General features: G+C 59.7%; 19 protein-coding genes and 2 pseudogenes. 13 read left to right on the top strand and 8 right to left on the bottom strand.

Annotated features, from left to right (window positions below; all coding sequences use genetic code 11):
- Nucleotides 1-334 precede the first annotated feature (334 nt).
- Nucleotides 335-760 (top strand): DUF2628 domain-containing protein, encoded by a 426-nt coding sequence (locus tag AC3ZVB_RS28290; RefSeq protein WP_194693422.1) that lies wholly within the window; start codon nt 335-337, stop codon nt 758-760.
- 31 nt (nt 761-791) lie between these two features.
- Here AC3ZVB_RS28290 and AC3ZVB_RS28285 read toward each other — a convergent pair whose 3' ends face one another.
- The 3 genes from AC3ZVB_RS28285 to AC3ZVB_RS28275 are packed head-to-tail and all read right to left on the bottom strand — an operon-like array spanning nt 792 to nt 3,725.
- On the bottom strand, nt 792-1,970 hold the full coding sequence (locus tag AC3ZVB_RS28285) for a GGDEF domain-containing protein (RefSeq protein ID WP_490148398.1): 1,179 nt from the start codon (nt 1,968-1,970) through the stop codon (nt 792-794).
- A 48-nt stretch (nt 1,971-2,018) separates the two neighbouring features.
- Nucleotides 2,019-2,723 (bottom strand): class I SAM-dependent methyltransferase, encoded by a 705-nt coding sequence (locus tag AC3ZVB_RS28280; RefSeq protein WP_490148397.1) that lies wholly within the window; start codon nt 2,721-2,723, stop codon nt 2,019-2,021.
- A 60-nt stretch (nt 2,724-2,783) separates the two neighbouring features.
- Nucleotides 2,784-3,725: a DMT family transporter gene (locus tag AC3ZVB_RS28275; protein ID WP_490148396.1), complete on the bottom strand. Its 942-nt coding sequence runs from the start codon at nt 3,723-3,725 to the stop codon at nt 2,784-2,786.
- Between the two features lie 74 nt (nt 3,726-3,799).
- On the opposite strand from AC3ZVB_RS28275, the gene AC3ZVB_RS28270 reads away from it, so the two are divergent.
- Nucleotides 3,800-4,654 carry a LysR family transcriptional regulator gene (locus AC3ZVB_RS28270; protein WP_490148395.1) on the top strand — a complete coding sequence of 285 codons (855 nt, stop codon included), beginning with the start codon at nt 3,800-3,802 and terminating at the stop codon, nt 4,652-4,654.
- Here the strand turns inward: AC3ZVB_RS28270 and AC3ZVB_RS28265 are convergent, their stop codons facing one another.
- The 3 genes from AC3ZVB_RS28265 to AC3ZVB_RS28255 form a co-directional block, all read right to left on the bottom strand.
- Nucleotides 4,655-5,989, bottom strand: a complete 1,335-nt coding sequence (locus AC3ZVB_RS28265; protein ID WP_490148394.1) for an amidohydrolase — start codon at nt 5,987-5,989, stop codon at nt 4,655-4,657. It abuts the gene before it with no gap.
- 349 nt (nt 5,990-6,338) lie between these two features.
- Nucleotides 6,339-7,031, bottom strand: coding sequence for an RES family NAD+ phosphorylase (locus tag AC3ZVB_RS28260; protein ID WP_490148393.1), 693 nt, complete (start codon nt 7,029-7,031; stop codon nt 6,339-6,341).
- A complete protein-coding gene (locus AC3ZVB_RS28255) occupies nt 7,025-7,429 on the bottom strand; it encodes a hypothetical protein (RefSeq protein WP_490148392.1) in 405 nt (134 codons plus the stop codon). Before AC3ZVB_RS28255 ends, AC3ZVB_RS28260 begins: the two co-directional genes overlap by 7 nt.
- A gap of 190 nt (nt 7,430-7,619) precedes the next feature.
- Here AC3ZVB_RS28255 and AC3ZVB_RS28250 point away from each other — a divergent pair, with 190 nt between their 5' ends.
- The 3 genes and pseudogenes from AC3ZVB_RS28250 to AC3ZVB_RS28240 all read left to right on the top strand — a co-directional run bounded on the left by AC3ZVB_RS28250 (nt 7,620) and on the right by AC3ZVB_RS28240 (nt 10,545).
- Nucleotides 7,620-8,054 carry a hypothetical protein gene (locus AC3ZVB_RS28250; protein WP_490148391.1) on the top strand — a complete coding sequence of 145 codons (435 nt, stop codon included), beginning with the start codon at nt 7,620-7,622 and terminating at the stop codon, nt 8,052-8,054.
- Nucleotides 8,051-9,510: pseudogene (locus AC3ZVB_RS28245) on the top strand (ATPase domain-containing protein). The gene AC3ZVB_RS28250 and the pseudogene AC3ZVB_RS28245 overlap by 4 nt, the downstream one beginning before the upstream one ends.
- Before the next feature lie 9 nt (nt 9,511-9,519).
- Nucleotides 9,520-10,545, top strand: a complete 1,026-nt coding sequence (locus tag AC3ZVB_RS28240; RefSeq protein WP_490148390.1) for a sensor histidine kinase — start codon at nt 9,520-9,522, stop codon at nt 10,543-10,545.
- Here the strand turns inward: AC3ZVB_RS28240 and AC3ZVB_RS28235 are convergent.
- Nucleotides 10,525-10,929: a GFA family protein gene (locus AC3ZVB_RS28235; protein WP_490148389.1), complete on the bottom strand. Its 405-nt coding sequence runs from the start codon at nt 10,927-10,929 to the stop codon at nt 10,525-10,527. The two genes, AC3ZVB_RS28240 and AC3ZVB_RS28235, sit on opposite strands and share 21 nt — an antisense overlap.
- Nucleotides 10,930-11,038: 109 nt before the next feature.
- Between AC3ZVB_RS28235 and AC3ZVB_RS28230 the strand changes: the two genes are divergently transcribed.
- The gene (locus AC3ZVB_RS28230) at nt 11,039-11,605 is read left to right on the top strand and encodes a nucleotidyltransferase family protein (protein WP_490148388.1); all 567 of its coding nucleotides are present in this window, start codon (nt 11,039-11,041) and stop codon (nt 11,603-11,605) included.
- A gap of 58 nt (nt 11,606-11,663) precedes the next feature.
- On the opposite strand, the gene AC3ZVB_RS28225 is transcribed toward AC3ZVB_RS28230, so the two are convergent.
- Nucleotides 11,664-12,479: a DUF1206 domain-containing protein gene (locus AC3ZVB_RS28225; protein ID WP_490148387.1), complete on the bottom strand. Its 816-nt coding sequence runs from the start codon at nt 12,477-12,479 to the stop codon at nt 11,664-11,666.
- A gap of 144 nt (nt 12,480-12,623) precedes the next feature.
- Between AC3ZVB_RS28225 and AC3ZVB_RS28220 the strand changes: the two genes are divergently transcribed.
- The 7 genes and pseudogenes from AC3ZVB_RS28220 (at nt 12,624) to AC3ZVB_RS28190 (ending at nt 20,362) form a co-directional block, all read left to right on the top strand.
- Nucleotides 12,624-13,361: a DUF72 domain-containing protein gene (locus AC3ZVB_RS28220; protein WP_490148386.1), complete on the top strand. Its 738-nt coding sequence runs from the start codon at nt 12,624-12,626 to the stop codon at nt 13,359-13,361.
- 100 nt (nt 13,362-13,461) lie between these two features.
- Nucleotides 13,462-14,226, top strand: a pseudogene (locus AC3ZVB_RS28215) (MCP four helix bundle domain-containing protein); the annotation flags it as partial.
- Nucleotides 14,221-15,084: a methyl-accepting chemotaxis protein gene (locus AC3ZVB_RS28210; protein ID WP_442966336.1), complete on the top strand. Its 864-nt coding sequence runs from the start codon at nt 14,221-14,223 to the stop codon at nt 15,082-15,084. The pseudogene AC3ZVB_RS28215 and the gene AC3ZVB_RS28210, both read left to right, overlap by 6 nt.
- Nucleotides 15,085-15,331: 247 nt before the next feature.
- Nucleotides 15,332-16,900 (top strand): ABC transporter substrate-binding protein, encoded by a 1,569-nt coding sequence (locus AC3ZVB_RS28205; protein WP_490148400.1) that lies wholly within the window; start codon nt 15,332-15,334, stop codon nt 16,898-16,900.
- A gap of 14 nt (nt 16,901-16,914) precedes the next feature.
- The gene (locus tag AC3ZVB_RS28200; RefSeq protein WP_162440260.1) at nt 16,915-17,856 is read left to right on the top strand and encodes an ABC transporter permease; all 942 of its coding nucleotides are present in this window, start codon (nt 16,915-16,917) and stop codon (nt 17,854-17,856) included.
- Nucleotides 17,853-18,728 carry an ABC transporter permease gene (locus AC3ZVB_RS28195; RefSeq protein ID WP_162440259.1) on the top strand — a complete coding sequence of 292 codons (876 nt, stop codon included), beginning with the start codon at nt 17,853-17,855 and terminating at the stop codon, nt 18,726-18,728. Before AC3ZVB_RS28200 ends, AC3ZVB_RS28195 begins: the two co-directional genes overlap by 4 nt.
- Before the next feature lie 2 nt (nt 18,729-18,730).
- Nucleotides 18,731-20,362 carry an ABC transporter ATP-binding protein gene (locus AC3ZVB_RS28190; RefSeq protein WP_490148399.1) on the top strand — a complete coding sequence of 544 codons (1,632 nt, stop codon included), beginning with the start codon at nt 18,731-18,733 and terminating at the stop codon, nt 20,360-20,362.
- Nucleotides 20,363-20,369 lie beyond the last annotated feature (7 nt).

Below are 20,369 nucleotides of genomic sequence, written 5' to 3'. Positions count from 1 at the left end.
ATGCCGGGTTGCCCACTGCGCAGAACCTGCGCTCGGCCTTCCGATGGGGCAAGAAGATCAAAGTCAAAATCAAAAGCAGATCAAAAGCCAAAGCGAGGCGGCCTGACAGCCGACCTGACGCTTGAAGCCTGTGCGTTTCCCTGTGGGAGCCGAGCTTGGTCCGGGCGGCGTTCCGACGATGGCGACCTGACAGCCGATCCTTTTCTCCGATGTACCTGAATCGTAATCATTGCTTTTGAAATGAGAGTACTGTGGGTCGGCAGCACACGACACACCGCACTTTTAAGGAAGTCTGGAAGAAACACACCATTCAGGGACTACAGGGAATTATCGAATGAGCACGACAGATCAAGTGCAGGACCACAGCAAGTACAGCGCGAAATGGCAGGAGCGTTTTGCATTTTTCGATACCTACGGTGCGCCGAATGCGCCGGGATACAAACCGGCACTCCAGCAGCTTCCCTTTAAACGGAAGATAACCATCAACGCAAACATTATCGCGTTCTTCTTTGGCCCGATTTACCTGTTTGTGCTGGGACTGTGGAAAAAGAACCTGACGCTGATTGCGATCATTATTGCGCTCACCCTCGTGCTGGATGTTGTCTTCGCGCTGGTCGAGTTCAGCTATGCCAAGCAGGTCAACTTTGCCGTAGGGTTTGCGATGAACATGTTGTATGCACTTTCCACTAACTACGCTTATTACCTGAAGGAACAGAAGGGCGAGCAGGGTTGGAATCCGTTCAAGGGCATGCGCTGGTAAGTCATCTGCACAAGCGCCTGCCAGCGGCGAGTCAACGAGTCCACTGTGCCTCGCCACTCGCGCGGGTCCGATCGACCAGGCGGATGCTGTTGCGTCCGCCTCGTTTGGACTCGTAGAGCGCAGCGTCACCTTGCTCGATCAATGCCGCCAGGCTGGCAGGCGGCTGGTCGAACAGGCTGGCGCCGATGCTCAGGGTGACCGGTTCAGGCGTGGCAAATGTCTGGACAGCCGCTTTATGAAACTCTTCACGCAGCGCGCCACCCAACGTCTCAATGCGTTCGGTCGATGCGTTTTTCAGCAAAATCACGAACTCGTCACCCCCCAACCGGGCGGCCAGCGCGCCCTCCGGCAGTCCCGAGCGGATCATTTCGCTCAGTGCGACGAGCAACCGGTCACCGGCAGTATGGCCGTACAAATCGTTGACCAGTTTGAAGTTGTCGATGTCGATCAACAACAAGGCACCCGGCCGCTCGGTCGAAGCTTTCTCCATGAGTCGCGGCGCTCGCATCTCCAGGGCGCGGCGGTTGTACAGGGCGGTCAACGGATCACGGGAGGCCAGCCGTGCGATCCGTTTCTCCCGTCGATAGCGCTCGGATCCGGTCATTGACAACGCAATCAGCATGATCGCCATCGCACCTTCGACCAACGAAATCTGGATGATCTCGCCACGCAAGGCAGCAAGATCGATCAGCGTGCCCGGAACCACCGCCGTTAATGCCTTGACGAGGTAGAACAGCCCGTGGATCAGCAACACATAGCGCAGCTGTCCCGCTCCCACGCTCAGGGATTTGCCGTGGGGGCGCAGGAGCATGCTTGCCTTGAGCGTCGGCAGGGCAACCAACAGCGAATTGACCAGCAGCATGACCTTCGACCAGGGCTGCTCCCCCGGCAACATCAGCATGGCGATCCATGCAACAAAAATCAGGTACCAGGCGCGCGACAGTCGCGCCTGTGTGAAGCGCGCAACGCCCATCAGGAACAGCCAGTGAGCGGTCACCAGCAGACCGTTGGCAAACCAGATGCCGATCAGTAAAAGGCCGCTTCCGCGCAGCAAGGCCAGGGTCGACCCCAAGGTGATCGTCGCAAAACCCGCGCTCCAGAACAGCAGTGAGGGCTCCCGAACGTTGCGCCACTCAATCGCCAGGTACAGCGCGGCGGCCGCTGCGAGGGCGATGGACAGTATCAAGAGGGTGGGAGGGTCGAGCGCCATAGCCTGACGGGGTGCCTGATTGGAAATGAAGGGCGCGATTGTAAGCGTTTAAGATGAATTTTCGCAGGGTTGGCCGTCGTCACGTATTCGTTGCTCCGCCACCAGCAGAAGCGACTGCGGCAGCGGACTTTGCGGGTGCTGGGGCTCCTGCACACTGGCGAGGCGAAAACCGGCCATGTCCAGCGCGTTGACCCAACTGGACAGAGTCCGGAAGTACCAGGGCATGGGCTGCCAATCCCCTTTGAACCCCTCGAACGTTTCTTCTCGCCACCCATCCTGATAATCGCCCCCTGCTGCTGCCCATGGATGCAATGTCTGGATCAGCAGTGCGCCACCCGGGGCGAGCAGGGCGTTCATGGCGGCGAGCAGAGGAATGATGTCCTGATGCAGCAGGGCGAAGTTGGCGCAGATCACGTCATACGCATTGCCAATGTCGACCTTCGCCGCCACCAACTCTTCATAGCTCGCCAGGTGCACCCGGCAGGCGCTCGAGGTGCGTGCAAACTCAACCAGCGTAGCGTCGCCATCCACACCGATCGCTTCGATGGAGCGTTCGCTCAACGCACGCAATAGCCAGCCTTCACCGCAGCCCAGGTCGAGCACGCGCTCGGGCTGACGGCCCAGCACTGCCAGCAGGATGGCCTGGTCGGTGACCTTGAGGCGGCTGTCGATGCTGCCGGTTCGGATAGCCTCTATCCAGGAGTGGGCGTTGTGGTGCCAGCTGTGGAGGAGGGTGGATTCGGGATCATGCATTTCGCTGTCCGGTGTGGTTGCCTGGAGAAAAGAATAGGACAGGTACGGAATCAGCGAACATCAGTTTTGGCGCGATGTTTGCCGACCCTCCGAACGCACCACCAGCCAGATGCCCATTCCGGACACGGCCATGCCTGCGATCATTTGCCATGACAACGGTTCATCGAACATGGCCCAGGCCCAGAGCATCGTCACGGGTGGGCTCAAGTACAAGACGCTGGCGACTCGAGTGGCCGTGGCGCGGCGCAGGCAGATCCAGTAAAGCCCATACCCGCCGAGTGTCGATAAACCGACCGTCCACAGCACGCTCAGCGCAAACCCTGTGCCGGGTATCGGCGCCAGGCTGCCCTGCGCGCCCTCGACGATGGCGAATGCAACGCTGGAGACCGCACATTGCAGCCAGAGGTTGGGCAGCAGCCCCAGGGATTGCGAAGCGGGTAAATGCTTTTGCCAGAGCGTCGCCACAGCGAGCGACAGCATGCCCAGTAGCGGCAAGCCGTAAGCCCACAGAGGCGCGTTGCCCCATCCCAGCGCGCCATGGGTCACCAGCACCACCCCGATAAGGCCGATGACCAGCCCCGCCCAGACTTGCCAGACCATTCGTTGCCCAAGGACGACCGCCGCGAGCAAGGCCATGCCCATCGGCAGCAGGTCCGCGAACAGCGCCGCAAGTCCCGCCGGTACGCCCAGGGCAATACCTTGCACGACACCGGCCAGATAGCCCGCCATGGCCAGAAGACCAATGCCTGCGTTTTTCAACAGCACCGCAAGCGAGGTCTGGCGCAATGGCCTGGCGACGAAAGGAAACAGGATGAGCGTGACCACGACGCAACGCCAGAACACCACCAGCAAGGGTGGCGCGTAATCAAGCGAGAATCGCGCACCGACGAATCCTGAGCTCCACGTCAGAATCAACCCGGCCTCAAGCAAGGGCAGGGGAAGCGTCTGGCGCCCGTCAGGCGTGGCTTGCTGATGACTTAAAATCGGAGTGTGCTGGTTCATCGCCACAGGCTACGAAATCAGCGTAATCTAATAAATCATAATTAAATGCATGAGTCATTCACGAAGACGGAATCATGACAGCGATCCTCGATATTGAGCTGGTGCGTACTTTTCATGCCGTGGCGCGGATAGGCAAATTCAGTGCGGCAGCCGAGCAGTTGCACAAGAGCCCGGCAGCGGTGAGTGTGCATATCCAGCGGCTTGAAGCAGTCGCCGGCGGCCGCTTGCTCAATCGCGATAATCAGTCAGTCTCCCTGACCGCGCTGGGCAAGCGCCTGCTGGTGTCGACGACAGAATTGCTGTGCACCCACGACCGGGTGCTGGCCGACCTGCATGGCACCCATTTGTCAGGGCGCATCACCTTGGGCGTGCCCGATGAATATGCCACCCACGTGATCCGCGACATCTTGCCGACATTCGCCGCCGCCTGGCCTAACGTGGTGCTGGAGTTAAAGACAGCGCCCAGTTATGCGCTGCGTGATCAGGTGCTGCGGGGAAGGCTTCAGGCAGCTGTGATTGCGCAACCCGAGGGGCAGTCGAGCGCGCAGGCGCAGTTACTGGTCTCTACCACCCCTGTCTGGGTGGGGCCGGCGAACACCGCGATGGCCACGACGGATCCACTGCCGCTGGCCGTGCATGCGGCGCAATGCCCTTATCGGCAAGCCATGATGGAATCGCTCAAGCACAGTGGCCGACGCGCTCGCGTGGTGCTGGAAAGCCCCTCTAATCAGGCCATCACGGCCTGCGTGGAGGCCGGGCTGGCGATCAGTTTGATCGACCGCGCCCGTGTGACGGAAAACATGCAGATCCTCGAAGGTTTTCCCGCCATACAGGCCCATGAGATTGTGTTCATGCGCTCGCTGGCCTCAGAAGCCGATGAGGCGGTGGATCTGCTTGCCGATGCCCTGCAGCAACGCTTTCGGCTTTAGTCAAGGTGTCACAGTCGATCGCCCGGGATAGTTCATGACGAACTGCACATGCGCCTTCACGCCAGTGGCGAGGGTGGCGTCATCGGCGGTGAAGTAAGGGCTGTGGTTGTTCGGCGCCTTGCTCATGTCCTGGCCTTCGGGCGTCGCGCCAAGGAACACGAAGAGTCCGGGCACCTTGCGCGCGTAGTAAGAGAAATCTTCGCTGGGTGACAATGACGCCTCAAGCCGCTCGACTTTGCCCGGTGCGGCCAGTTCCAGTGCCGGCACCATGGCCTCGGTGAGTTTCGGGTCGTTGGTGGTCACCGGTGCGTTGTTCACGAGCAGCAGATTGGCTTCGGTTTCATATGCGCTGGCGATGCCGCTAACCAGTGGTGGCATTTTTTGCAGGATGGTGTCGCGGATATCGGCGTTGTTGGTGCGAATGGTCCCGGTCATCTCCAGAGTTTCGGGAATGATATTTGCTGCCGAGCCGGAATTGATCGTACCGACGCTGATCACGCCCATACCCTTGGTCAGGTCGATGCGCCGGCTGACCAGGGTCTGCAAGCCGCTGATGATGCTCTGGCTGGTGACAATCGGATCGATCCCGCTCCAGGGCGCGGAGCCGTGGGTCTGTTGCCCCTTGAGCGTGATGCGGAATGAATCGCTGCTGTTGAGCACAGTCCCGGACTTGTAATAAAGGTGCCCGGTCGGGTATCCCGCCATCACGTGCACGCCGAATATTGCTTCGACCTTCGGTGAATCCAACGCGCCATCGCGGATCATTGCTTGCGCGCCGATCAGGGTGTCGGTCTGGAATTCGTCGACGTCCGCAGCGCCTTCTTCGGCCGGCTGGAACAGGAACACCACCGTGCCACGAACCTGATCCCGATGTTCGGCCAGTACCTTGGCGGCACCCAGCAGCATCGCCGTATGGGTATCGTGGCCACAGGCGTGCATCACCGGCACGCTCTTGCCTAGCCTGACGCTCGTCGCCTGACTGGCGAAGGGAAGGTTGGTCATCTCCTTGACCGGCAACGCATCCATGTCGGCACGCAGGGCTACCACAGGACCGGGCAAACCACCTTTCAGGACACCGACGACGCCGGTCTTGCCGACTTGCGTGCGCACCTCGATGTTCGATGCCTTGAGACGCTCGGCGACCAGGGCAGCGGTTTTGAATTCGAGGTTTCCCAGTTCCGGATGCTGGTGGATGGTGTGACGCAGATCGATGACTTCCTGGTTGACCGAGGTGACCGCTGGGTCCACCCAATTGAGGTCGGCGGCCTGGCTTGAAGTGGTGGCAACGGCAGCCAGCAAGGCCAGGCATAAAGGGGTTTGGATCGGACGCTTCAAAGTGATTTCTCGCTTATGTTTTTGTTGTGGATACACAGTTGCAGCGCCCAAGGGTATGACGTGGTCAACGAGGGGACAAAGGCAGTTGACCGGTAATCGCACAGCTTTTTGCTTTTTAATAAACCTCCCAATTCGGTGCATCATCGCGACACTGAAACGTGCTCGATACGGATAATGATCTGCAGAAACTGGCTATTGCGGACGAGAAATTGTTGGCTGTCAGACCGTCATCGCGAGCAGGCTCACTCCTACAATTGGATCTTCGCCGGGTGCGGGATTTTGTGCGCGCCACCAATCCCTGTAGGAGCTGAGCTTGCTCGCGATGAAGAGGGCAGATGACCGGTCTCGATCACGCTTCGCTGATTTTATTGACCCCGGTGATCTGCCCGTTCCAGATCATTTCATAATGGGCCGTCTGGATAATCTGTGAGACGGGCCTGGGTGTCATCAGCGCCCAGCAGTAGCCACCTTGCAGGCGCACCGAGTGATAGCGAATGCCGGGGCAACGGGCCTCTTTGATGGCCTTGCCCAAACGATGGGAATGCGAGTAATCGTCCGGCGCGTAGATCGGATCTGTGCTCGCGATGGAGGTGGCATCTTTCATCGCCGTATTGATGAAGGAGCAGGACAAACCCCGGAATACAAACCGCTCATAGTTCAGGCCCCGGACTTTCGACCAGTACAAACCCTGGTGATGCTGTACTTCGGCGAGCGCGGTTTCCATGGACGCTGCCAGGTACAACACGCCAAAGCTGCCATCGCTGAATCGTGAGCCGGCAGGGTTGACGTGGGTGAAGGGGGCTATTGTGTAAGAGCAGCCAGGAATACCGAAAGGGATCTCGCTTCGCGCAATCATCTCAAGCTGACCGATTTCGTTTTTCAGCCTGGGATTAGTGAGTGCCTGCAACTGATACAGCACCTCGAATTCTTGCGCGTCGGCAACGTCATCGAACAGGTCGATGGGCGGGAATTTCGAGTTGACCAGCCGATAAGCCTGCAGCAGTTCGCCAGTGAACTCGGGCAGCTGCTTCAGCGTCACCATTGCGCGCCTCGCAGCACGTCGATGCGGCGGAAGGTTTCATACAGCGAAATCATGTCGCCCTGAGACATGATGTCCAACGGAGTACGCCCGTTGAAAAACTCGTTCTCATTGGGCATCGCCGGGAAGCCATACACATTTTCGGGATTATCGAACACCAGGCGCAGCGCCGCGTGGATGTTGAGCACAAAGCTGATGCGCTGCATCTGATCGGCGTCCAGCAACACGGACCAATCAGGGTCGCGTTGCTTCGCGCGGGTATGGGTGCTACGGGATATACGCAGGATCCGGCAGGCCTGTTCGCTGGAAGCGCCCCACTTTTCGATGATGCCGACGGCCGCGCGAAGGCCGGTGACGCATTGGCTCTTGGAAAATGCTTGTGCTTGAAGGGTAACGGCCATGACAACTTCCTTAATGCGTAATCTATAGACTAATTTATAGTCTTATTGAATCTGTAGATCAAGCTGGAAAAAGATAGTAGTGATGCGCATCAACGTTTTCGGTGGCCCGCCTCAACGAGGTGTTTATTAACGTATCAAGGCCTGAGAGAGGGTGTACTATCGAGTTCTGACCATCAGATATCAGTTTGCCATGACCGCGCAAAGCGAAGAGAGCCGCCAGATCGTAGCTTCTCTGGCGCACCGTGTGGGTCCCAACGCTGACATCGCCAGGATCGCCCAGGCGCTCGTTACCACCTTGCAGGATATGGGCGCAGCCCTCACGCCCATCATCGGCCATCAAGGGGTTGTCGCGCTTTATCGCCGCAGCATCCACCTGTGCGCCTCAAACCATCCGCGTCTGGCCGGCACCTACGACAGTGTGCAGTCGACGCTGGATCTTATTGCCCTCAAGTCCGTGCTCGTTGAACAGAGCGAAACCGATGCATTGTTTTTCGGTGAAGTGCTGCTGACCACGTTTTACGAGTTGTTGACCACGCTGATCGGGCCCTCGCTCACCGCACGTTTGCTTCGTGACGTGTGGGGACCCTCTTTGAGCGACACCCCTTCGCAGGAAATTTCGCCATGAGCACCAAAGTAACGATCAACCGTCTGGCCACCGGCGTGCCAGGCCTGGACGAGGTGCTGGGTGGAGGTCTGCCGGAATTTTCGTTCAACCTGATCGCCGGCCCGCCAGGTTGCGGCAAAACCACCCTGGCGCACCAGATGATGTTCGCCCTGGCGACACCGGAACGCCCGGCGTTGTTCTTTACCGTGCTCGGCGAACCGCCATTGAAAATGCTGCGTTACCAGCAGCAGTTCGATTTTTTCGACAGTGAAGCGATCAACCATTCGATTCGCTACATCAACCTGGCCGACGACACCCTGGCCGGTAACCTGGACGAAGTCCTGCGGCGCATTGTCAGCGAGGTGGAAACCCATTCCCCGGCGCTGGTGTTCGTCGACTCGTTCCGTTCAGTGGTGCTGGCCAGCCAGACCCAGGACAACCCGAACAACAACCTGCCGCAGTTCGTCCAGCAACTGGGCATGTTGATGACGACCTGGCAGGCCACGACCTTCCTGATCGGCGAGTACTTCACCGAAACCGACACCAACCCGATCTTCACCGTGGCCGATGGCCTGATCTGGCTGCGTCAAAGCGTCGAGCGCAACTCCATGGTCCGCAAGATGGAAATCATGAAGATGCGCGGCCAGCCGACGCTGCCGGGGCTGCACACCTTCCGTATTGCCACGTCGGGGATCAAGGTCTTCGCACCTGCGCCACTCAACCCGGTTGAAGCACCGCTGCAATTCCCCGCCAAGCGCCTGAAGATGGGCGTGCCGCAACTCGACGAAATGCTCGGTGGCGGGTTGCCTCGGGGGTATTCGCTGCTGGTGGCCGGCCCGTCGGGTTCAGGCAAAAGCATCCTGGCCGCGACCTTCCTCGCGAAGGGGTACGCAACGGGGAAACCGGTGTAATCGCGGTGTTTGAGCAGCGACCCAATCATTCGCAAAACGCTACGCTGGCCAACCTGATCCAGGCCGGCAAAGTGGGCCTGGTGGACAGTCGCGCACCGGACCTGTCCATTGATGAAATCGTCCAGTTACTGCTCAGCGAAATCGACCGATTGAAGGCTACCCGCGTGGTGATCGATTCGCTGTCGGGCTTCGAGCTGGCGCTGGCGCCGACCTTCCGCGAAGACTTTCGCGAGTCGCTGTCGCGCATGGTCACTGCATTGACCGGCGCGGGCGTCAGCGTGCTGATGACCTCGGAACTGGAAGACCGCTATACCGACCTGCGATTCAGTCCTTACGGCACGGCGTTTCTCACCGACGCAATCATCGTCCAGCGTTACATTGAAGTGCAGAGCCGCTTGCTGCGCATCATGGCCGTGGTCAAGGTACGGGCCAGTGCACACTCCGATGAGTTGCGCCTGTATCGCATCGACGATAACGGGTTACAGATCGGCGAGATGTTGCCCGATCAGGAAGGGTTGCTCGGTGGCCGACCAACCCGGCAGCACACAGTCCTCGACAATGGATGAGCCAAGATCATGAACGGGGCCGATAGCCGGAACGAGGAAGCGCTGGCATTTGCCACTCGCGAATTGTTCCTGCTCGGCCAGAAAACCGTTGAAGCGCGTGCGGTGCTGGCGGCGCTGCAAAAGGAGTTGAGTGACACCAGTAGCCGGCTGGTGGATAGCCAGCAGGTCGAACAGTTGATCGAGGCCAATCAACAACTGGTGCTGGCGATCCTGCTGGCACAGGCCGATGCAGAAAAACCACAGCGTACCGAGCAAGAGCAGCAGATGCTCCTGGAGATGCGCGAAGCCAACGAACAACTGGTGATCGCCGCCCTCAGCGCGCAACAGTTGCAAGCGTCGGCTGAGCACTCGCTGGAGCAGCAACGCAACATCCTGACCCTCGTCGCCCACGAATTGCGCAACCCGCTGACGCCCATCAGCATGATCGCCGGTCGGCTGGTGCGGGTGCCCAGTGATGAGCTGCCGCGCATGCAGAAGCTGATCGAAGGTCAGGTTCGGCACATGTCACGGCTGGTGGATGATTTGCTCGATGTCTCGCGCGCCAGTACCGGCAAGCTGCGTCTCAACTGCTGCTTGATCGACATGGTGCCGATCATCCTGGACGCGATCGAGGTGTGCCGCCCGCTGATGACGGCGCATCATTTGTTGTTCACCGCCGAGTTACCCGAGCAAACGCTGGCGGTAGACGGCGATCCCGTGCGGCTTACGCAAATCCTTGGCAACTTGCTGGGCAACGCCGCCAAATACACGCCCGCAGGTGGCGTCGTCACGCTTGCGGTCACGGTCGAAGGTGACAGCCTGACGATGAGCATTCGCGACGATGGCATCGGTATTTCGGCCAAGGCGCTGCCGTTCATTTTCGAACCCTTCGTTCAGGACGTTCATGCCGTCGGCTTCAATGGGGCCGGCCTGGGCATTGGCCTGACGGTGGTGCGCGAATTGGTCGAGGCTCATGGCGGTACCGTGATCGGCATGAGCGACGGCGATGGCAAGGGCAGCGAGTTCGTCGTGACCTTACCCTTGGTAAGCCGTTAACGGTTCGTCAATCGGATACCAAGACGCTTTCGACTCGACGTGCACATGTTTGTGTTTCTTGATCAGAAGCGCCGTGTCCAGCGTGCCGATCGCCACCGATACCCAGTCCGAAAAATCACCCTTCGAGTCAGACCAGAACAGCGAAGACCCGCACTCGCCACAAAACTGTCGCGCGACCCCTTCAGACGAATGAAAGGTCTTGAGGACATGCATGCCCCGGTCAATCGACAGCGTCGAGCGAGGTGCGCTGGCATAGCTTGCAAACGCTGCCCCGTGACCCTTTCTGCATTGACTGCAATGGCAATGCGTAACAGCTTTCAGCGCGCCCGACACGTGATAGGTGACGGCGCCGCACAGGCAGCTTCCTCGGTGCAGTTCATCCATGATGCTCGTGATCCCGGGAATCGAAAGGCGCTATTTTAGTGGCAAGAACGCTGACGGTTCTAATGTATTGTCCGTCTCCAGGGATTTTCATACCGGACAAGGAGTGCGCATGACACTGACCACCGAACGCTTGATCGACATCGCCATGACCAACCCGGCAAACGCCGAGATACTCAAGCGTTTGCCCGCGCTTGGCCTGAACCAGTGCATGCTCACCGCAGGCTGCCTGTTTCAAGCGGTCTGGAACCATCAGGCCGAGCGTCCCGTTGCATGGGGCATCAAGGACTATGACGTTTTCTACTTTGATGAGGACGTGTCATGGGAGGCCGAGAATGACGTCATCCAGGCTGCCGGCGAACTGTTCCACGACCTCGATGTGAGCATTGAAATCAAGAATCAGGCACGGGTTAACCTCTGGTACGGCGAGCGGTTTGGCGGGGCGTATCCCCAGCTGAACTCGGCGAAGGAGGGGGTTGATCGCTACCTGATCGCGGGAACCTGTATCGGCGTCGACGTACTGACGGGCGAGGTGTATGCGCCTTATGGATTGAGTGACATCGAGGAAGGTCTGTTGCGGATCAACCCGGTCAACCTTCAGCGGCATCTGTTCGAGCAGAAGGCCAGGAGTTATCAGGTGCGCTGGCCTTGGCTGAAAATTCTGGACCCGGACATTTGAACCATTCGCTCGAGCCCGCGGTGTCCTTATCTCAACCTTCAACAACAGCACCTGTCGACTACGATCCAGAAACCCCCGGCACATCCATGTTTATTTTTCGCCAGGCCGCTTCGGAAAAACTGTAGGCCGAAAAGGCAATCAACCCCAGCGCCATCACCATCAGAATCAAGGCGCCGGCTGGCAGGTTCTGAAGGGCATCAAGGGCTTCCTTCAAGCCTGGGGGATTCGTGGCTTCAAACCGGGAACCGCTCATCGCGAGCAGCAGGGCGATCTCGATAAACACCACGCCTCGGGCTATCAGTCCAAATCGAGACACCGGGCGTATGTAACGCATTACATCTTCGTCAGCTTCAAAGTACTTCTCGAAGGTCGCCTTCCATCCTTTGATGATGTGAGCAATGCCGACACCCAATGGCACGAGTGCAACGAGGTAGACCAACACGTTCGAGTGATCCCAGGACAGAAGATGCGCCAGTAAATCCTTTGTGTTCTCACCTCCGGAGTTGCCTGAACTGCGAAGGCCGGTGATGAGCAGGCCCAATGCAAAAAACGCAAGGGCACCGTTAACCAGACCTCCCGCCAATAAACCTGCACGAATCACCCAACCCTTGAGTTGCGTACCGTGATGATCGACGTCGCGAATCGCTTGCAGAACTCGCCATCCGGCGAAGGCCAGCAAACCGGCCACGACTAGCCCGACCAGGACATATCCGAATGGCTGGCTTAACAGCGCCTCCAGGCTTTTGTGACTGTCTTTGGGTTTTGTCGAGTCATGAGCCGCCAACAGAGCGAAGATGCCAATGATCAGGTAAAGAACACCTCGGGCGGCGTATCCGCCCCGAGCGAGTAAGACAAGCGTGTTTTGAGCGAGCATTGGAGTATTTCCGAGAAGTTATACAAGAGCAGACCCATCGCTTGGGGAGGGGTTCGATAAACCGATTTGTTTGAACGATGTTGAAGGGGCGGTAATCGATTGAACTAAGGTGAAAAAAACCGGTTACTGAGCGAGGCCAATCACATGCCACCCGTCTACGTCGGTTGTGCCGGCTGGAGCTTGCCTCGCGAGCATTGGCCGCTGTTCACGGCTGACGGCACCCACCTGCAGCGATACGCGTCGCAACTGACGGCGGTCGAAATCAACAGTTCGTTTTACCGCCCGCATCGACCTCAAACCTATGCGCGCTGGGCCGAATCGGTGCCGGCGACGTTCCGGTTTTCGGTCAAAATGCCAAAACTCATTACCCATGTTCAGCGCTTGCAGGACTGCGAGTCGTTGCTGGAGGAATTCCTTTCCCAATGCACCGCGCTCGGGGACTCGCTGGGCTGTTTACTGGTGCAGTTGCCGCCGTCGCTGGCCTATGACGAAGCCGTCGCCGATGCATTCTTTAGCGCGTTGCGCCAGCGTTACGCTGGCCCTGTGGTGCTTGAGCCCCGGCACGACAGTTGGCTGAACGCCGATGCTCTACTGGTCGAACAGCACATAGGGCGAGTGGCGGCTGATCCATCGCCGATCCCGGGCGGTGACGCACCGGGCGGCTGGCCGGGGATTCAGTACTGGCGCTGGCACGGTTCCCCGCGCATTTATCACAGCAACTATGACCGCGACCGGCTGGAAAATCTGGCGCAACAGATGCGCCAGGCGGCGCAAGCCGGGAGCGTGATCTGGTGCATCTTCGATAACACCGCCAGCGGTTTTGCAGTGAGTAGCGCGATGACTTTGCGTGCAATGCTGGCCGACCCGGGTCGCAGGTCGTAAAGAAACAGTCGTTTGGAAATCGCCTTCAATTACCCGCTCACCCGGTCGATAACCTGTTCAGAGAAACCATCCGCGCATGGTTTTACCCAACTGACCAGGAATGCCCAAAGTGTCGATAAAATTACGCTTGATTCTGCTGATTGGCACCGGCCTGCTCACGGCCTTGATCATGAGCCTGGCCGGATATCTGGGTAATACGCACATGGCGGGGGCGGTAAGCGACAATGAGGTCAGCATGGCCGCGCTGCGCAACCACCTTGAAGCCGACATGATGCATGACGCCCTGCGCGCCGACGTCCTGTCCGCGATGCTGGTCGGGTTGGGCAAAAGTACCAGCAGCAAAGCCGAGGTGCGCAGTTCCATCGACGAACATGCCGCGCGTTTTCGTGAGGTGTTGGGCAATAACCTCAAGCTGCCGGTCAACGACACCATCAAGACGGGGCTGAACAAGGTCAAGCCGAGCCTCGATACCTACATCAGTGCGGCCGAACGCATAGTCGGGCTGGCGCTGGAAAATCCCGACGCAGCGCAAAAAGACCTGGGCACCTTCAACGCGGCGTTCAGCCAGCTCGAGGGGCAGATGGCCGCCCTCAGCGAGTTGATTGAAACCGATACACAGCAGACCAGTGTCGGCACGCAGCAAGCCATCAGCAACGCCAACATGGCCCTGGGGGGCGTGCTCATCGCCAGCTTGCTGTTGTTGCTCGCCCAGGGACGCTGGGTGATGTTGAGCATCATGGGCCCGCTGCAATCGGCCAGTCGTATCGCCGACAGCATCGCCCGTGGCAATTTGAGTGAGCCGATTGTCGAGCCCACCGCAAAGGACGAAGCCAGCACCTTGATCCGCAGCCTGGCGACCATGCAGCGCGACCTGCGCGGCATGATCGAGGTGGTTCGCAGCAACGCTCACGGCGTGAGCGGCATGAGCGAGCGTCTGAGCAGTGGTTGTCATGAAGTGGCCGGTAGCAGTCAGCAGCAGAGCAGTGCCGCCAGCACCATGGCCGCAGCAGCCAGCGAAATGACCGCGAGTATCGAGGAAATCACCCGGCACGCCGAGCGCGCGCTGAACATGGCCAATCAGGCGGAAACGCTGGCCAAGGATGGCGGCCGGGTGATCCACCAAGTGGTCAATGATATGGATGGCATCGCGCGTTCGGCGCAGCAGTCCGCTCAGGTCATCCGCACGCTGGACAAAGAGTCCGAAGGGATTTTCAGCATCATTCAGGTGATCAAGGGCATTGCCGATCAAACCAACCTGCTGGCACTCAACGCCGCCATTGAAGCCGCGCGCGCCGGTGAGCAGGGACGCGGGTTTGCCGTGGTGGCCGACGAAGTCCGCAGCCTCGCGGGTCGCACCAGCGCCTCCACCCAGGAAATCGCCGACATGGTTGCGCGCATTCAGCTAAGCACCCGTGAAGCCGTCACCAGCATGGAGGCCGGCGTTGCGCAGGTCGACAAAGGCATGGCCGTTACCGCCGAGGTCGAGCGGGCGATCCGGGCAATTCTCGACGCCACGCTGAACACCACTCAACTGGTCAACGACATCAGCCGCACGATTGGCGAGCAAAGTCTGGCCAGCAACGAAATTGCCCATCAGGTGGAAATGATCGCCGGCATGTCTGAAGACAACAGTCGAGTCATCGGCCAGACCGCCACAACGACCGATGAACTGGCCACGTTGGCAGGCAAGCTGTCGCAGTCGGTGGATCGGTTCAGGCTTTGAGCGGGCGGCTGCACATGAGGGAGGGTTGAGGGCAAAAAAACCGAACAATGTTTTTATATGCTCAAAAAAACATTTACAAGCAATCAGCATGCTGTGAATATGTCCGTGCGAATTTAAAAAAACAAAATCGCATGCGGCGCTGATCAAGGTCAGGCCATAACAAAAACGACATAAACACAGGCTTGAAGCCGGCTCTGCCCCTGGCCGGACTTTTCAGCGAAGGAGAACCTCTCCCGTGCATCGCATATTGAACAAATCTCTCTGCGTCACCTTGCAAGCCCTCGGCGTGGTCGCCCTCGGTGCTGCGTTTGCGCAGGCCCAGGCCACCACCACGTTGCGAGTCGGCCTCAACGCCGACATCCGCAGCACCGAGCCGGGCGTCAACCGTGACGAAAATACCGACACGGTCATGCTGCACATCGTCGAGGGTCTGGTAGCCCATCGCGAAGACGCGTCCGTCGGCCCCTTGCTGGCCCGGGAGGTTCAGGTCTCCGATGACGGCCTGACCTACACCTTCAAATTGCGCGAAGGGGTGCACTTTCATAACGGCGCCACGCTGAGCGCTGCCGACGTCAAGTGGACCTGGGAGCATTACCTCAACCCCAAGACCCAGTGGCGCTGCCTGGCGGAATTCGATGGCCGAGGCGGGGCGAAAATCACCAGCATTACCACGCCCGATCCACTCACCGTGGTGTTCCAGCTCGACCAGCCAAGCGGGCTGTTTCTCGCGTCCATGGCGCGGCCGGATTGCGGCGGTGGCGGCATTCTGCACCCGGAGTCAGTGGCCGCAGACGGCAAATGGAAGGCGCCCATCGGCACCGGTCCTTTCACCCTGGCGGACTGGAAACCAGGCCAGTCTGTAGAGTTGGCGCGTTTCAAGGATTACAGCGCCCGTGACGATGCCGGGCCGGACGGTTTCACCGGCAAGAAGCAGGCGTTGGTCGACGTGTTGCGCTTCATGATCATTCCCGATGCTTCGTCGGCCAAGGCCGCCTTGCTCTCGAACAACATCGACTTGCTGCCTGATGTGACCGCCAGCGATGCCCAGGAGCTCAAGACACTGCCGGGGATTCAGGTCTCGGTGAGCCCGATCATGGCGATCTGCGGACTGCTGTTCCAGACCAACGATCCGTTGCTCAAGGATGTGCGCATCCGTCAGGCAATTGCGCACTCCCTGGACTACGGACAAATGGTCACCGCCTTGTCCAACGGGCTGTCCGAGCCCAACAACTCGGCCGTTCCGCAGACCAGTGCCTTCTATAGCGCCGCCGCCAGGCAGGGCTATAAATACGATCCGCAGGAAGCTCAACGCCTGTTGAAAGAGGCGGGCTATCACGGTCAGCCGATCAAGATGATCGTCAACAAACGCTATCAGCAAATGTTCGACATGGGTGTGCTGAGCCAGGCCATGGCGCAGGGCAGTGGCTTGAATATCGAGATGGAAACCCTGGAGTGGGGCACTCAGCTGGAGCGTTACCAAAGCGGTAATTACCAGATGATGTCGTTCTCCTATTCGTCCCGGCTGGACCCGGCGCTGGGCTTCGATTCGCTGATGGGCGACAAGAGCAAGGAGCCGCGCAAGGTCTGGGACAACCCGCAAGCCCAGGCGCTGTTGCGTGATGCCGTGCGCCAGAGCGACACGGGTAAACGCCAGGCGTTGTTCGATCAGCTGCACAAGATGATGATTCAAGACACGCCGATGGTGATCATCTACAACGGCACCATCATTGGCGCGCTACGGGACAGCGTCCGTGGCTATCACTCCTGGCCGGTGGCCAAGCCTCGTCTGTGGGGCGTCAGCCTCGCGGCACAGTAAGGCGGAGTCTGATCATGTTGCGTTTTATCCTGCAAAAACTCGGGATGGCGATACCGACCCTGTTACTGATCTCGGTGATGGTGTTCGCATTGATTCGCCTCATCCCCGGTGACCCGGCACTGTTGATGCTCGGCGACATGGCCGACCCGCAGAGCCTGGCCGACATGCGCCAGAACCTGGGGCTGGATCACACGTTGGTGACCCAGTTTCTGATCTGGATCAAAGCCGTCCTCAGCGGCGATCTGGGGTTCTCCATCAGCACCAAACAAGCGGTGTTGCCGCTGATTCTCGAGCGCTTCAGCGTCAGTGCCATCATCGTTCTGGTGTCGGTGCTACTGGCCACCCTGATTGCGGTGCCGGTCGGGCTGATTGCCGCGTGGAAGCAGAACAGCGCGCTGGACCTGGGGCTGGTCACCACGGCCACGCTGCTGCTGTCGATTCCCAGCTTCTGGCTCGGGTTGCTGTTGCTGCACGCCTTCGGCATCAAGCTCGGCTGGTTGCCGGTGGTGGGGTACGTCAGTTTTGCCGAGGCGCCCTGGAAAGCGATGAGTTATCTGGTGTTGCCGGTGGTCACCCTGACACTGGTGGAGCTGGGCGCGATCACTCGCATGGCTCGGGCCAGCACCATTGAAGTACTGCGCCTTGAGTACATTGCCCATGCCCGCGCCAAAGGCCTGTCCGAGCGTGCAGTGCTGTGGCGGCACGCCTTGCCTAATGCATTTGCGCCGACCTGGACGCTGGTCGGGCTGATCCTGGGCAACCTTCTGGGCGGCATTGCAGTACTCGAAACCGTGTTCACGTTGCCAGGCATCGGCCGGCTGATGGTGGACGCGATTTTCGCCCGCGATTATCCGGTGCTACAGGGCTGTCTGTTGCTGATCACCTTCATCTATGTGCTGGTCAACCTTTGTGTGGATCTGCTCTACCCGCTGTTCGATCCAAGGGTGAAGTTATGAGTTCGAATCTTCCCGTGGCACCCGCTGCCGGCGCCATGAAGACGCCCGCCAAACCCCCGCGCGCCTGGCCGCCCGCCAACGCGCTGATCGGTGGCAGCCTGCTGCTGATACTGATTTTCCTGGCCTTGCTGGGGCTGGTCTGGACGCCGTTCGATCCGCTGCGTATCGACCTGTTGTCGCGGTTCCAGGCGCCATCGGCCCTGCATTGGCTGGGCACCGATGAATTCGGTCGCGACGTGTTCAGCCGGTTGCTGATCGGCGCCCGTACGAGCCTGTGGATCAGCTTGCTGACGGTCAGTGTTGCGGTCTTCGCCGGGACGCTGATCGGCATGCTTGCCGGTTACCTGCGTGGCTGGACCGACCGTTTGCTGATGATGTTCAACGATGCGCTGCTGGCGTTCCCGGGCATCCTCATGGCGCTGGGCATCATGGCAATCATCGGTGCCAGCAAGTACGGCATCGTTCTGGCGCTGGGCATTGCCTACACGCCATCGGTGGTGCGAGTGGTGCGTGGCACGGTGCTGTCGCTGCGCGAGCTGGAATACATCGAGGCATCGCGCGTGATCGGCAACTCCGAGCTGTACACCATGCTGCGCCATATCGCGCCTAACTGCCTGGCGCCGCTGTGTGTGCTGGCGACCAGCATGTTCGGCTGGGCGCTGCTCTCGGAAAGCGCCTTGAGCTTCCTCGGGCTGGGCGTTCCACCACCGGCCGCGACCTGGGGCAACATGCTCGCCAGCAGTCGGCCGTACATCGCCTCGGCGCCTTGGCTGGGAATCTTCCCGGGGCTGTTCATCTGCCTGGCACTGTTGGCAATCAATCTGTTCGGCGATGCCCTGCGTGATCGTCTCGACCCCAGGATGAGGAAATGAGCATGTCAGCCGACAACGTTTTGCTGAACGTGGAAAACCTGAAAATTCGCGTGGGTGAGCATGGCACGCTGGCGGTCGACGACCTCAGCTTCAGCGTCGCACCGGGCGAGATTGTGGCCCTGGTCGGCGAGTCGGGCAGCGGCAAGACCATGGCTGCCCGGGCAGCGATCGGCCTGCTGCCTCAGCCGATGCAAGTCTGTGGCGGACGGCTGGATTTCCAGGGCCGCGATCTGGTCAACCTCGACACCGCGCAGCTTCGGGCCATTCGTGGGGCGAGTATCGGCATGGTGTTTCAGGAACCGATGGTGTCGCTCAATCCGGCCTTGAAGATCGGTCAGCAGATGAGCGAAGCCCTGCAGCTGCACACCGATCTGAATGCCGCGCAGATCCGCGAGCGCTGCGTGACGATGCTGCAACGCATCGGTATCAAAGACGCCGAACGTTGCCTGGAATCGTACCCGCATCAGTTCTCCGGCGGCATGCGCCAACGGATCATGCTGGCCTCGGTGATGCTGTTGCGTCCGGCCCTGTTGATTGCCGACGAGCCGACCACCGCATTGGACTGCCTGGCGCAACTGGACGTGATCGAGCTGATGCTCGAACTGACCCGGGAGCAAGGCACGGCGATCCTGTTCATCAGTCACGACCTGTCGCTGGTGGCGCGCTATGCCCACAAAGTGGTGGTGATGCGCCACGGCAAATCGGTAGAGCAGGGCTCCATCCAGGACATCCTGCTGGCCCCCAAGGCCGAGTACACCCGACAGTTGCTGGAAGCGTTGCCCCGCCGTGGTGAATTGGCGCCGCTACCGGCCAGCAGCGGGCCGTTGGTGGAAGTCGATCAGGTCTGTATCGAACATCCCGGACCCACTTCGTTCTGGGGGAAACGCCAGTACAAGCGTGTCGTGCATTCGGCCAGCCTGGCGATTGCACCGGGTGAAACCCTGGCACTGGTGGGCGGCAGCGGGTCGGGGAAAACCACCCTTGGCCGCTCGCTGGTGGGCTTGATCAAGCCCTGTTCCGGTGCAATACGCTTCAAGGGCGTGGACATTCTCAAGGCCGCCAATCGCACCCATCGATTGCAGTGCCAGATGATCTTTCAGGACCCTTATTCGTCCCTCAATCCGCGGATGAAAATCGGTGAGATTCTGGCAGAGCCGTTGCGCCATGAGCCGGGGCTGAATGTGGAGCAGCGGCGAGAACGAGTGGCGCAAACCCTGCGAGATGTCGGGCTGGCCGAGCAGTTTGTCGACCGGTTTCCCCACCAGCTCTCCGGGGGGCAACGCCAGCGTGTTGCGATTGGCCGGGCGCTGGTTCGCCACCCGCAACTGGTGATCGCCGACGAGCCGATCTCCGCCCTGGACATGACGATCCAGAAGCAGATTCTCGAGCTGTTCGAGCGCTTGCAGGCGCAGTACGGTTTTGCCTGTCTGTTCATCTCCCATGACCTGGCGGCCGTTGAACGCATTGCGCACCGGGTGGCCGTCATGCACCAGGGCGAAGTGGTGGAGGTGGGAAGGCGCGAGCAGATCTTCGACCATCCGCAGCACCCTTATACGCGCCAGTTGCTCGCGGCGGCCAGCCCGTTGGAAAAGCTCGTTGACGGCGGTTACCGAATACGACCTGCCAACTTTTGATTTAACA

This window comes from Pseudomonas sp. MDV22-iso1 (genome assembly GCF_058145095.1).
This window is presented reverse-complemented; position numbering and strand designations above follow the sequence as displayed.